This is a genomic window from Nonomuraea harbinensis (genome assembly GCF_019396385.1).
Lineage (GTDB): Bacteria > Actinomycetota > Actinomycetes > Streptosporangiales > Streptosporangiaceae > Nonomuraea > Nonomuraea ferruginea.
Window position 1 is genome coordinate 178,992 of sequence record NZ_JAHKRN010000006.1, and the last position, 13,309, is coordinate 192,300.

11 protein-coding genes are annotated in these 13,309 nt (G+C 72.2%); 8 read left to right on the forward strand and 3 right to left on the reverse strand.

Going from position 1 to position 13,309, the window contains the following annotated elements:
* The first annotated feature begins 26 nt into the window (after nt 1-26).
* On the forward strand, nt 27-1,415 hold the full coding sequence (locus KME79_RS09005) for a class II fumarate hydratase (protein ID WP_219544038.1): 1,389 nt from the start codon (nt 27-29) through the stop codon (nt 1,413-1,415).
* Here KME79_RS09005 and trpD read toward each other — a convergent pair.
* A complete protein-coding gene (gene trpD / locus KME79_RS09010; RefSeq protein WP_219544039.1) occupies nt 1,412-2,464 on the reverse strand; it encodes an anthranilate phosphoribosyltransferase in 1,053 nt (350 codons plus the stop codon). The genes KME79_RS09005 and trpD overlap by 4 nt on opposite strands.
* Nucleotides 2,465-2,708: 244 nt before the next feature.
* Here trpD and KME79_RS09015 point away from each other — a divergent pair, with 244 nt between their 5' ends.
* From KME79_RS09015 to KME79_RS09030, 4 genes are read left to right on the forward strand one after another with little or no spacing between them, the layout of a single operon-like run.
* A complete protein-coding gene (locus KME79_RS09015) occupies nt 2,709-3,461 on the forward strand; it encodes a 3-hydroxybutyrate dehydrogenase (protein ID WP_219544040.1) in 753 nt (250 codons plus the stop codon).
* A 28-nt stretch (nt 3,462-3,489) separates the two neighbouring features.
* Entirely contained in the window at nt 3,490-5,349 is a 1,860-nt protein-coding gene (locus tag KME79_RS09020) for a helix-turn-helix domain-containing protein (protein WP_219544041.1), read from the forward strand.
* A gap of 30 nt (nt 5,350-5,379) precedes the next feature.
* Nucleotides 5,380-6,654 carry an MFS transporter gene (locus KME79_RS09025; RefSeq protein WP_148029177.1) on the forward strand — a complete coding sequence of 425 codons (1,275 nt, stop codon included), beginning with the start codon at nt 5,380-5,382 and terminating at the stop codon, nt 6,652-6,654.
* Nucleotides 6,651-7,652, forward strand: coding sequence for an alpha/beta fold hydrolase (locus KME79_RS09030; RefSeq protein WP_219544042.1), 1,002 nt, complete (start codon nt 6,651-6,653; stop codon nt 7,650-7,652). The genes KME79_RS09025 and KME79_RS09030 overlap by 4 nt, the downstream gene beginning before the upstream one ends.
* Nucleotides 7,653-7,658: 6 nt before the next feature.
* Here the strand turns inward: KME79_RS09030 and KME79_RS09035 are convergent, their stop codons facing one another.
* On the reverse strand, nt 7,659-9,656 hold the full coding sequence (locus tag KME79_RS09035) for a glycosyltransferase family 2 protein (RefSeq protein WP_219544043.1): 1,998 nt from the start codon (nt 9,654-9,656) through the stop codon (nt 7,659-7,661).
* A 70-nt stretch (nt 9,657-9,726) separates the two neighbouring features.
* The gene (locus KME79_RS09040; RefSeq protein WP_246639506.1) at nt 9,727-10,419 is read right to left on the reverse strand and encodes an aggregation-promoting factor C-terminal-like domain-containing protein; all 693 of its coding nucleotides are present in this window, start codon (nt 10,417-10,419) and stop codon (nt 9,727-9,729) included.
* 283 nt (nt 10,420-10,702) lie between these two features.
* Between KME79_RS09040 and KME79_RS09045 the strand changes: the two genes are divergently transcribed.
* The 3 genes from KME79_RS09045 to KME79_RS09055 are packed head-to-tail and all read left to right on the forward strand — an operon-like array spanning nt 10,703 to nt 13,303.
* On the forward strand, nt 10,703-11,377 hold the full coding sequence (locus tag KME79_RS09045) for a response regulator (RefSeq protein ID WP_148029174.1): 675 nt from the start codon (nt 10,703-10,705) through the stop codon (nt 11,375-11,377).
* 7 nt (nt 11,378-11,384) lie between these two features.
* Nucleotides 11,385-12,797 (forward strand): ATP-binding protein, encoded by a 1,413-nt coding sequence (locus KME79_RS09050; RefSeq protein ID WP_219544044.1) that lies wholly within the window; start codon nt 11,385-11,387, stop codon nt 12,795-12,797.
* The gene (locus tag KME79_RS09055; protein ID WP_219544045.1) at nt 12,794-13,303 is read left to right on the forward strand and encodes a hypothetical protein; all 510 of its coding nucleotides are present in this window, start codon (nt 12,794-12,796) and stop codon (nt 13,301-13,303) included. The genes KME79_RS09050 and KME79_RS09055 overlap by 4 nt, the downstream gene beginning before the upstream one ends.
* Nucleotides 13,304-13,309: the final 6 nt, after the last annotated feature.

A 13,309-nucleotide genomic window follows, 5' to 3' on the forward strand; every position in this document is an offset into this window, starting at 1 on the left:
GCCCGCTGTGGGTAAGACTGGGAGGCATGACCGAGTATCGCGTTGAACACGACTCGATGGGCGAGGTGCACGTCCCCGTCAGCGCCAAGTGGCGCGCGCAGACCCAGCGGGCGGTGGAGAACTTCCCCGTTTCCGGTCGTGCCCTGGAGCCGTCCCACATCGCCGCCCTCGGCCTGATCAAGGCGGTGGCCGCCGAGGTCAACGGCGAGCTCGGGGTGATCGACAAGGACCTGGCCGAGGCGATCGCCCAGGCAGCCGCCGACGTGGCGGAGAACGAGCATGACGCCCACTTCCCCGTCGACGTCTTCCAGACCGGCTCCGGCACCTCCTCCAACATGAACGTCAACGAGGTCGTCGCGACGCTGGCCGAGGAGCGGCTGGGCCGTCCAGTCCACCCGAACGACCACGTCAACGCCTCGCAGTCGTCCAACGACGTGTTCCCGACGTCGATCCGCGTGGCGGCGGCGACGGAGGTCTCGTTCCACCTGCTGCCCTCGCTGGAGCATCTGGCGGTCGCGCTGCGGACCAAGGAGCTGCAGTTCGGCGACGTGGTGAAGGCCGGGCGGACCCACCTGATGGACGCCACGCCGGTGACGCTGGGCCAGGAGTTCGGCGGCTACGCCACCCAGATCGAGCACGGCGTGGTCCGGGTGCGGAGGGCTCTCGGCCACGTGCTGGAGCTCCCGCTGGGCGGCACCGCGGTCGGCACCGGCATCAACACCCCGCCGGGCTTCGCCGAGAAGGCGATCGCCAAGCTCCGCGAGGCCACGGGCATCGACTTCCGCGAGGCGGCCGACCGTTTCGAGGCCCAGAGCACGCAGGACTCCATCGTGGAGTTGTCAGGCCAGCTCAAGGTCGTGGCCGTCTCGCTCAACAAGATCGCCAACGACCTGCGGTGGATGGGCTCCGGCCCCCGCGCGGGCCTCGGCGAGATCAACCTGCCCGACCTGCAGCCGGGCTCGTCCATCATGCCGGGCAAGGTCAACCCCGTCATCCCCGAGGCCACGGCCATGGTCGCCGCCCAGGTCATCGGCAACGACGCCGCCATCACCTTCGCGGGCGCCTCCGGTTCCTTCGAGCTGAACGTCCAGCTCCCGGTCATCGCCCGCAACATCCTGGAGTCCGTGCGCCTGCTGGCCGGCATCTCCCGCCTGCTGGCCGACCGCTGCGTGGCCGGCATCACGGCCAACGTCGACCGCATGCGCGAGTACGCCGAGTCCTCCCCGTCGATCGTCACCCCGCTCAACCGGTACGTCGGTTACGAGGAAGCCGCCAAGATCGCCAAGCAGGCCCTCGCGGAGCGCAGGACGATCCGCGAGGTGGTCATCGAGCGCGGTCACGTCGCTGACGGCACCCTGACGGAAGCCCAGCTGGACGCCGCCCTCGACGTGCTGTCGATGACCCGCCCGTCCTAACGGGCGGTCTGCCGCTGGGTGGCGGCGGCCCACCGTTCGAGGAGGTCGGTGGCGGCTCCGCTGTCGACCGCCGTCCTGGCTCGCTCGTACGCCTTCTCCAGCGCGGGCGTGAGGTCGTCGGCTCCCGGCGCGCCCTCGGCGGCGACCAGGGCGGCGGCTGCGTTCAGCAGCATGATGTCGCGGACGGGCCCGCGCACGCCCGACAGCGTGTCGCGGGCCACCTCGGCGTTGCGGGCCGGCGGGCCGCCGCGCAGGTCGCCGGGATCGCAGCGCGGGATGCCGAGGTCGGCGGGGTCGAAGCGGGTGCGGCTGACGGTGCCCTTGCGTACCACGTAGATGGTGGAGGGGCCTGAGGTGGTGAGCTCGTCCAGGCCGTCGTCGCCGCGGAAGACCAGGCTGGAGGCGCCGCGCTCGGCCAGCACCCCGGCGATGGTCTCGGCCATCGTCGGATGGTAGACGCCGATGGCGGAGGCGGTGGGCAGGGCCGGATTGGTGAGCGGGGCCAGGAAGTTGAAGACCGTGGGGACCCCCAGCTCGCGGCGCGGGCGTGAGGCGTGCTTGAGCGCGGGGTGGAAGACGGGGGCGAAGCAGAACGTGATGCCCACCTTCTCCGCCACCTCCACGACGGCGGCAGGCGGCAGGTCGACGACGACGCCCAGCTCCTCCAGGACGTCGGCGGCGCCGGTGCTGGAGGAGGCGGCCCGGCCGCCGTGCTTGACCACCTTGGCCCCCGCGGCCGCGGCGACGACGGCGGCCATGGTGGAGACGTTGACCGTGTTGGCCCGGTCGCCGCCCGTGCCGACCAGGTCGACGGTCTCACCGGGGATCCTGATCGCGGACGTCCCGGCGAGCAGGCCGTCGGCCAGGCCGGAGAGCTCCGCGACGGTCTCGCCCTTGGCCCGCAGCGCGACGGCGAAGGCGGCGATCTGGGCGTCCGTGGCCCCGCCCGACATGATCTCCGACATGGCCCAGGAGGTCTGGGCCGAGCTGAGCGGCTCACCGTCGAGGAGCGTGGTGAGCAGTGCGGGCCAGGTGGTGGTGCCGGTCATGGATGACGCCCTTTCTCGTCTCGAATGCTCGACGGGGGGCGCCCCTTGCCGGGTGGCCGCCTCGTCGAGGCGGCCGGGGTGCGTACGCGCGCTGCAGGACCGCCTAGAAGGCGGGCCACCACAGCATCGGGTACGCGGTCATGAGCGCAAGAGTATCAGGAGAGCGCCCACACATAGGGCTGCACCGATCTATGTCGTGAGCACCCATGCCGTGGCCCGAGGGGCGACGCTTAGGGTCGGATCCATGGCGAAGGAGCTGACTGGGCGGACTGCGCTGGTGACGGGAGCCGGGAGCGGGATCGGCGCGGCGTGCGCCAGGCGGCTGGCCATCGACGGGGCGCGGGTGCTGGTCGTGGACCGGCTGGCCGAGCCGGCCGCCGAGGTCGCCGCGGAGGTCGGCGGCGTGGCGGTGGTGGCCGACCTGACGGACCCGGGGTTCGTCGCCGCGCTGCCGGACGAGCCGGTCGACATCGTGGTGAACAACGCCGGGTTCCAGCACGTGGCCGCGATCGAGGAGTTCCCGCCCGAGGTGTTCTCGGCGATACTCAAGGTGATGGTCGAGGCGCCGTTCCTGATCGCGCGGCGGGTGCTGCCGGGCATGTACGAGAGAGGGTGGGGACGTTTCGTCAACATCTCCTCGGTGCACGGACTGCGCGCTTCACCGTACAAGTCGGCTTACACGACGGCGAAGCACGCGCTGGAGGGGTTCTCCAAGACGCTGGCGCTCGAAGGGGCGCCGCACGGCGTGACCTCCACCTGCGTCTGCCCCGCGTACGTGCGCACCCCGCTGGTCGAGGGCCAGATCGCCGGCCAGGCCAGGGTCCACGGCGTCGGCCCCGACCAGGTCGTGGAGGAGATCATGCTGCGGCCCGCCGCGATCAAGCGGCTGATCGAGCCCGAGGAGGTGGCCGAGCTGGCCGCCTACCTCTGCGGGCCGGCCGGTTCGTTCATCACCGGCGTGTCCCTGCCGGTCGACGGCGGCTGGACGGCGCGGTAGTGCCCTCACGACGGCCGGGGCGGCGGCGATGACCAAGCGTTTCCTGGAGCTCCTCGCCAGGGAGGCCTCGGCGGTCGAGTTCGAGGGGCCGGTGATCGAGGCCAGGGCCGCGGGCGCCGACCCGGCCGCCGTCGAGGAGCTGGAGCGGGCCAAGGTCGAGGCGCTCAAGGTGCGGGCGCTGCTGCGGCGCAGGGCCAGGCGCGAGGCCGAGCTGTCGGCGCTGTACGACACGGCGGGCGACCTGTCGGCGCTGCGCGACCTGGACGCGGTGCTGGAGGCGATCGTGCACCGCGCCAGGCAGCTCCTGGCGACCGACACCGCCTACCTGACGCTGCACGACCCGGCCCGCGGCGACACCTACATGCGGGTCACCGACGGCTCGATCTCGGCCAAGTTCCGATCGCTGCGGCTGGCCATGGGGTCGGGGCTGGGCGGGCTGGTGGCGCAGACCGCGGTCCCGTACGCGACCGCCGACTACTTCGCCGACGCCCGATTCCGCCACAAGCACGACATCGACGAGGCCGTCACCGAGGAGGGCCTGGTCGCGATCCTGGGGGTGCCGCTGCGGCTGGGCCAGCGGGTGATCGGCGTGCTGTTCGCGGCCAACCGCAGCGCCCGGCCGTTCCACCAGGAGGAGGTCTCGCTGCTGGGCAGCCTGGCGGCGCACGCCGCGGTGGCGATCGACAACGCCCGGCTGCTGCAGGAGACCAGGAACGCGCTGGAGGAGCTGTCGCAGGCGCACCGCGTCGCCAGGGAGCACGCCGAGGCGGTGGAGCGGGCGGCGACGGCGCACGACCGGATGACCTCGCTGGTGCTGCGCGGCGGCGGCATCGAGGACGTGGCCGCCGTGGTGACGGACGTGCTCGGCGGCGAGCTGGCCGTGCTGGACGACCTGGGCAGGCCGCTCGCGGGCGACGCGGCCGGGCTCGACGCCGGCGTGTTCGAGGCGGCCCAGGCCTCGCGCGCGCTCGGCCGTACCGTGCGCAGGGGCGACCTGCGCATCGCGTCGGTGGACGTCGGCGGCGCGCCGCTCTGCACGCTGGTGCTGCGCAGCGACGACGCCGACGAACGCATCCTGGAGCGGGCCGCGCTGGTGTGCGCGCTGCTGCTGCTGTTCCGCAGGAGCGTGGCGGAGGCCGAGGGGCGCGTACGGGGCGAGCTGCTGGACGATTTGATCTCCCGGCCCGGCTCGCCCGGTCTGCGCGACCGCGCCCTGCGGCTGGGCGTCGACCTGTCGGCGCCACACGTCGTGGTCGTGGCCCGGCACGACGGGCAGCGTGAGCGGGCCGCGTTCTGGGCGTCGGCGGAGGCGGCGCTCCGGCACGGCCTGGCCGCGGGGCGCGGCGACGAGGTGGTGCTGCTGCTGCCCGGCACGGACGCGGGCCCGCTCGCCCGGCGCGTGGCTGCGGAACTGAGCGTCTCGCTGCACGCCCCCGCGACGGCCGGCGCGGCCCGGGCCGGAGACGTCGCGGGCGCCTACCGCGAGGCGCGGCGCTGCGCGGACGCGCTGGTCGCGCTCGGCCGGGCGGGCGACGGCGCGAGCACCGCCGAGCTGGGGTTCGTCGGGCTGCTCATCGGCGAGGGCCGCGACGTGCCCGGCTTCGTCATGTCCGCGCTCGGCCCGGTGATCGAGTACGACACGCGCCGCGGCACCGCGCTGGCCGCCACGCTCGCGGCGTACTTCGCCGCCGGAGGCTCCCCCTCGCGCACGGCCGAGACCATGCACATCCACGTGAACACCGTCACCCAGCGGCTGGACCGGATCGGCAAGCTGCTCGGCGACGGCTGGCAGGAGCCGGACCGGGCGCTGGAGATCCAGCTCGCCCTCCGCCTGCACCGGCTCGGCCACACAGACACCGGCGACAGTGTGGGTTCTCAGCCCATATGAGTGACGCCGGTCACTCCCTAGCGTGACGGCATGGCCACCACATCCATCAAGAAGATCGTCGGCGCGAGTCTGATCGGCACCACCATCGAGTGGTACGACTTCTTCCTGTACGGCTCGGCAGCCGCACTCGTGTTCAACAAGCTGTTCTTCCCCGAGTCCGATCCGCTCACCGGGACGCTGCTGGCGTTCCTCACCTACGCCGTCGGCTTCGTCGCCCGCCCGCTCGGCGGGCTGGTGTTCGGCCACTACGGCGACCGGTTCGGCCGCAAGACGCTGCTCGTCGTCAGCCTGCTGATGATGGGCGGCGCGACGTTCCTCATGGGCCTCCTGCCCACGCACGCCGCGATCGGCGCGGCGGCGCCGCTGCTGCTCACGACGCTCCGCCTGGTGCAGGGCTTCGCGCTGGGCGGCGAGTGGGGCGGCGCGGTGCTGATCGTCTCCGAGCACGGGGACGCGAAGCGCCGCGGCTTCTGGGCGTCCTGGCCGCAGGCGGGCGCGCCCGGCGGCAACCTGCTGGCGACCGGCGTGCTGGCCGCGCTCGCCGCCTGGCAGCCGGAGGAGCAGTTCCTCGCCTGGGGCTGGCGGATCCCGTTCCTGCTGTCGGGCGTGCTGGTGCTGGTCGGGCTCTGGATCCGGCTGACGATCACCGAGTCGCCGGTCTTCCAGCAGGCCGAGCCGGAGAAGGCGCCGCCGATCGTCGGCGTGCTGCGGCACCACTCCAAGGACGTCGTCATCGCGATCGGCGCGCGGATGGCGGAGAACATCTCCTTCTACCTGCTCACCGTCTTCGTCATCACCTACGCGAAGAGCACAGGGGTGTCGAACTCGACCGTGCTCAACGCGGTGCTGCTCGCCTCGGCCATCCACTTCGTCACGATCCCGATGTGGGGCGCGCTGTCGGACCGGATCGGCCGCCGCCCGACCTACCTCGCCGGGGCGGCCGGTGTCGGAGTGTGGATCTTCGCGTTCTTCCCGCTGATCGACACCGGCAACTTCCTGGCGATCACGCTCGCGGTCACGGTGGGTCTGCTGTTCCACGGCATGATGTACGGCCCGCAGGCGGCCTTCTTCTCCGAGCTCTTCGGGACCAGGATGAGGTACACAGGAGTCTCGATCGGCGCCCAGCTGTCGGCGATCGTGGCCGGTGCGCTGGCGCCGGTGATCGCGGTGGCGCTGCTCCGCGACTTCGGCAGCAGCCTGCCGATCTCCATCTACCTGGCGGCCGCGGCGGTCATCACGCTGGTCGCGGTCTACGCCGCCAAGGAGACGCAGGGACGCGACCTGGCCGAGAGGATACGCGCGTGAAGGTCACCACGCCGAGGCTCACCCAGCACGTCAGGACCGTCGACGGCAGGACCGGCGAGCCGGTGCTGTTCGTGCACGGCAACGTCTCCTCCGGCGCGTTCTGGCGCGACACCATGGCCGCGCTGCCCGGCGGCTTCCGGCCGCTCGCGGTGGATTTGCGCGGGTTCGGCGAGACCGACTCCCTCCCGGTCGACGCCACCCGCGGCGCGCGCGACTTCTCCGACGACCTGGCCGAGCTGGTCGAGGCGCTGGACCTGGCCCCGGTGCACCTGGTGGGCTGGAGCATGGGCGGCGGCGTGGTGCTCAGCCTGCTGCGCGACCGCCCGGCCGCCGTCCGGAGCGTCACCCTGGTCAACCCGGTCTCGCCGTACGGGTTCGGCGGCACCGAGGGCGCCGGCGGCCGGCTCACCCACCCCGACGGCGCCGGCTCGGGGGCGGGCGGCGTGAACCCCGACTTCGTGGCCAGGCTGGCGGCGGGTGACCTGTCGGACGAGGCGATGACCTCGCCGCGCTCGGTCTTCCGCGCCACGTACGTCAAGAACCCGGTCCCCGATGAGGACTTCTACGTCCGCGCCATGCTCACCACCCGCACCGGCGAGGGCAACTACCCGGGCGACGCGGCCACCTCGGAAGCCTGGCCGCACGTCGCGCCCGGCAAGACGGGCGTCCTCAACGCGATGGCCCCGACCCGCTTCCGGCTGGACGACCTGCACGAGATCGACCCGAAGCCGCCGATCCTGTGGATCAGGGGCGCCGACGACCAGATCGTCTCCGACACCTCGATGTACGACCTCGCCCACCTGGGCGCGCTGGGCCTGGTGCCCGGCTCGCCCGGCACCCCGGCCCAGCCGATGGTCACGCAGACCAGGGCCGTCCTGGACCGCTACGGCCGTTACCGGGAGGCGGTGCTGGCCGACTGCGGCCACAGCCCGCAGCTGGAGCACCCGGAGGCGTTCGTCCGCCTGCTGGCCGGACACCTGAGGGAGGCCCGATTTTGACCCCTCTCAGTCCCTGAGGTAGCGGTGCTTGCCCGCGCGCGCCAGCCGGATGAGCCGGCGCGCGCCGGGCAGGCGGCGGGCCAGCCGCAGCCAGGCGGTGTCGCGGGCCAGCGGGAAGCGCCGTTCCGGGGTGACGGCCGTGGCCGGCCGCACCACCGCCCTGCCGTGCCGCAGCTCCACCGCGAACCGCAGCCCGAGCTCCTCCTCGGCGCCGCGCAGCGACGCCAGCCAGACGCCGGGCCCCAGGTTGTCCCTGCCGGGCATCCGCCGCTTGATCGGGACCTTGGCCACGAGCTGGCCGGCCAGCCTGCCGGGCACGCCCGCCTCCACCAGCGCGGGAGCCGACAGCTCGCGCTCGCGCCGTCCGCCCGTGCGCAGCACCAGTTCCAGCGGCGGCCCGCCGCTCGGCGGCACGTACGGCACGGGCAGCACCACCCACAGATGCTCGCCGAGCAGCTTGACGTTCACGCCGGGCGAGACCAGCGCGATCGACTCGGTGAACGAGCGCGGCTCGACAGCCAGCCCCAGTTCCCCCGTGTCCGTCCAGCACGGCACCACCAGCCGCGTCCTGGGCCGCTGGGCGAGCACGCCGAGGCAGTTGAGCGGCCCGTCCGGCCGCCGCACCCGGCTCCTGGCCTGGTGGGCGCCGCCGAACATGCGCACGTGCACCTCCCACTGGCCGGGCCTGAGCGGTTCGCCGTGCGCGGCCGTCGTCACGTCCACCCTGGCCTCGCCGAGGATGCGCACGCGGGCGTGCCTGCGCCCGTCCTGGACCTTGTCCACCTGGTACGCGACGGGCAGGAAGTGCACGTCACCGGTCTCGGCATGGCGCACGTACACCTCGATGCGGGCGCGCTCGACGGCGCCGGTGACGTCGGTGACGCTCTCCGGCAGCAGCCTGGCGTCGACGGCGCGCGGCGGCTTCCAGAACAGCCGGTCGCCGTCCGTCAGGAACCGCTCGGGCCTGCCCTCGCCGCTCAGCACCTCCACGCTCAGCCCGAGCGCCAGCACGTGCGCGTCCCAGCGGACCTCGGTCAGGTCGGCGCGCAGCCCGGCCCGCCGCCCGGAGTTGGCCAGCAGGACGAGCTGGTCCAGCCGTCCGGCCCTGATGAGCGCGGCCACGGCCCTGAGCTGGACGGGCAGGTAGCGGTCGAGCCGCTCGGGGAAGCGCTCTTCGACGAGCTCCTGGACCATGCGGAAGTAGGCGCCCCGGTCGATCGAGGAACCGGCGAACGCGGTCGTCAGGAACGGCCGCAGCACCGCCGAGCGGAACCAGTACGCGTACATCCGGTCACGCTGGCGGCCCTCGCCCACGTACCCGTCGATGTCGCCGAGCAGGGACCGGAGCTCGCGCACGGCGGTGCGCGGCTCCTCGGCGGCGACCTCGCGCGCGCCCAGGTGGCAGCAGACCTGGTCGGCGAGCACCGCGATGATCTTGGCGCGCAGGTAGGCGCGGACCACGAACGCCTGCTCGGCGATCACTCCGCCGGGCACGGCGAAGCCGAGCTCGTGCTCCTCCAGGAAGGCGCGGCGGTAGAGCTTGTGCGGGGTGAGCAGGGTGAGCAGGCGGTCGCGGAGGATGTCGGCGCGGGCCTTGCTGCGGTCGAAGGCGGTCATGGGCGGCCCGCCGTCGCGCACCAGACGCCCCACGAGCACGTCGGCGTCGGCCTCCACGGCCCGCTCGTGCATGCGTTCCAGGCCGTCGCGCGCCAGCCGGTCCTGCTGGCCGAGCATGAAGACGTAGTCGCCCTTGGCGGCGGCCACGCCGACGTTCCGGCCGCGCATGGGGGAGCCCGTGTGCGGCAGGTGCAGCACGCGCACGTTCCTGCGGACCGCGGCGATGGTGTCGAGCCGCTCGGCTATCCCGTCCGTGGACCCGTCGTCCACGAAGATCACTTCGTACGCGTCCGCTGGGAGGGTCTGTTCCAGCGTCGACCGGATGCACGGATCGGCTGAGTCACCCGGATTGTGGACATTGACGATCACACTGACCTTCACACCCATGCGGCCAGCGTGCGCGGTCCTTCCCGCACGGGCGTGACGGCTTGCCGATTACAGGGGGAAAGATGCCTTGTTAATACCATCCCCTGGCCTGGGAGTGCCCCCAGGCTCCACAGGGAGTGCCGTAGCGGCCCTTGATGTAACCGAGACCCCACTTGATCTGGGTGGCGGGGTTGGTCTGCCAGTCGGCGCCGGCGCTGGCCATCTTGGTGCCGGGCAGCGACTGCGGGATGCCGTAGGCGCCGGAGTAGCGGTTCATCGCCCGCTCGTTCCAGCCGCTCTCCTTCTGCCAGAGGCTCTCCAGGCAGCCCCACTGGTCGGTGCCGAAGCCGAACGAGCCGAGCATCTCCTTGGCGACGGCCTTGTTGGAGCCGGGCGAGGGGGTGCTGCCGGGCGGGAAGTTGGCGGGCGGGAAGCCGTCGCCGCCGGGCGCCTTCTTCTTGATGATGATGGTGTCGAGCGGGTCGTTGCCCTGGCGCGACTGCTTCAGCCTGTCGGCCTTGTGCGCCTGCACGGCGGCGGCCTTGAGCTGGTCGGTCTTGGGGTCGGCGCCCGACAGGTCGCCGCTGGCGATGCGGGCGAACTCCTCCAGCGTGGGCCCCTCGACCGGTGGCCTGTTGGCGTTCTCGATGGCGCGGTGGACGACGAAACCGCCGCCGCCGAACACGACCACGGCGGACAGGCCGATGATCATCACCCGCTTGGGGCTCAGCCGCGAACGCTTGCGCGCCGCCCGGGCGGCCTGGCGCGTGGGACGTTCGCTCAAAGTCGGACCTGGACTCACGGTCCATGAGCTTGCCCTGACTTGGGGGGTGCTCCGCAACCGAATCGGTCAATTCGCTTGGCACTCCCTTGGCCAACCAGCAGGTAGGCCCGACTTTCTCCCCTGTGTGATTTTGGTCACACAGGGCGGCCTGCCCTCCGGGCACCCGATTCCGGAGGGAAGGCCGGTATTCAGGGTCGGTCAGCCAGTTGTTCATGGCATGCGCGGCACGTCACAGTTTAGTTACAGAACGCGGGCATACCCGACATAGCACAATAATGTGGCCGTGGCTGGCATTCTCCTCGTCGAAGACGATCCCTCGGTGCGCACGGCGCTCGAACTCGCGCTGTCCCGCCAAGGGCACTCCGTCACCTCGTACACCACAGGCGAGGAGGCCCTCGACCACATCAGGGCGCGCCGTCCCGAGATCGCCATCCTGGACGTCATGCTGCCCGGGATCGACGGCGTCGAGGTGTGCCGGCGCATCCGCAAACTCGACCAGCTCCCCGTGATCCTGCTCACCGCGCGCGGCGACGACCTGGACATCGTGGTCGGCCTGGAGGCGGGCGCCGACGACTACGTGGTCAAGCCGGTCGAGCCGCGCGTCCTGGACGCCCGCATCAGGGCCATCCTGCGCAGGGCCGAGTCCGCCGCCTCCGACCGCATCACCTTCGGCGACCTGGTCATCGACCGGGGCGCGCTCAAGGTGACGCTGGCCGGCAAGGAGATCCACCTGACGCCCACCGAGTTGCGCCTGCTGCTGGAGCTGGTGCGCCACCCCGGGCAGGTGCTCAACCGGCGCTACCTGCTGCGCTCGGTCTGGGACCACACGCACGTCGCCGACTCCCGGCTGGTCGACGCGTGCGTGCAGCGGGTGCGGGCCAAGATCGAGCCGAGGCCCGCCGAGCCGGTGTTCATCCACACCGTGCGCGGCTTCGGCTACCGGTTCAGCCCTCCGTGACCGGCTCGTGATCAGGCTCCCCACCGGGTTCCGCGCCCGGCTCGTCTTCACCTTCACCCTGGTCGCCATCACCGCCTCCGTCCTGGTGGCCACCATCGGGTTCGAGCTGGCCAAGTCCGCGCTGGTGAAGCGCGCCGAGGACACCGCCATCGACCTCGTGACCAGGGAGCTCAACCGGATAACGTTCCCCATCGGCAGGCTCAGGCAGGGCGAGGCAGCGCCCGGCATGAGCGAGCTGGCCGATCTCGCGGACGCGCTCGACGGGCCGGGGCGCAGCGTCGTCATCGAGTACGGCGACCTGATCCACTCCGACGGCCCGATGACGCTGAACGACGTGCCCAACGAGCTGCACGGCCGGGCCAAGCGGTTCGTCGTCACCCAGCGCAAGGTGGTGCGCAACGAGCTGTGGCTCATCGTCGGCTCCGCCGTCTACCGCGACAACGGCCAGGAGCCCGAGGCCACCGGCCTGCGCGCGTTCGTCTTCTTCCCGATGCGCGACGAGCAGAGCCAGCTCGTCACCCTGCGCACCACGATGGCCCAGGGCGGCGGGGCCATCGTGCTCATCGCCCTGGTGGTGGCGCTGGCGTCGGCGCGGCAGGTGCTGCGGCCCGTCGGGCGGCTCAGCGCGGCAGCGCAGGCGCTCGGCCAGGGCCGCCTGGACACCCGCCTGCCCGTGCACGGCCAGGACGAGCTGGCCGAGCTGACCGCCCGGTTCAACGACGCCGCCGCCGCCCTGGAGCTCAGCGTGTCGGAGCTGCGCTCGCTGGAGGCCATGTCGCGCCGGTTCGTCGCCGACGTCTCGCACGAGCTGCGCACCCCGCTCACCGCGATGACCGCCGTGGCCGACATGCTGTACGAGGAGGCGAACCGGCTGCCCGACGCCCCGGCGGAGGCCGTACGGCTGGTGCTGCACGAGATCGAGCGCCTGCGCGAGCTGGTCGAGCACCTCATCGAGGTGAGCCGGTTCGACGCCGGCACCGCGACGCTCAGCCTGGAGCCGGTGAACGTGGCCGACACGATCCAGGACTGCCTGGAGGTGCGCGGCTGGACCGAGCAGGTGCGGGTCAACGCCTCCCGCAGCCTCGTCGTCAACCTGGACCCGAGCAGGTTCGACGTCATCGTGGCCAACCTGGTCGGCAACGCGCTCAAGCACGGCGCCCCGCCGGTGCTGGTCAACGCCAGGGGCACGGAGAACGGCCTGGAGGTGAAGGTGCGCGACCACGGCAAGGGCATCCCTCCCGAGGCGATGCCGCACGTCTTCGACCGCTTCTTCAAGGCGGGCGCGGGCCGCAGCCGCAGCCAGGGCAGCGGCCTGGGCCTGTCCATCGCGCGCGCCAACGTGCACCTGCACGGCGGCACGATCTCCGTACGCGCGCAGAACCCCGGCACCCTGTTCACGGTCTGGCTCCCGCACGCATGAGGGCGGCACGCGAGCTCCTGGGCGCGGCGGCGCTGGTGGTCGGCGTCGCCGCCTGCGGCATCCCGCCCACCGACGTGATCGAGCGGGCCGCGGCGCCCGTCATAGAGGTCCCGCCCCCGTCCAAGACCATCTACCTGCTCAAGGACGGCGAGCTGACCATGGAGCCCGCCGACGTGAGCTCGGCCTCGGTGGAGAGCCTCCTGCGCGCGCTCTTCGCCGCCTCCGCCCAGCCGCTGGGCAAGCTGGACACCGCCCTGCACGGGTTCGTCTTCGACGGCATCGAGGACTCGCTCAACCCCATCCAGCGCGACGAGGTCAAGCTGCCCAGGACCTCCACCCTGACCGTGTACGTGAGGGGCGACGGCACGCTGAGCAAGACGGCGATGGCCCAGATCGTCTGCACGGCCCAGCAGGACACGGCCATCGAGGGCGTGAAGATCGTGCAGAAGTTCGGAGACCGCCCTCCGGTGACGGAGAGCGGTCTCACGTGCGGCGAGCTCCGGTGAGCCCGC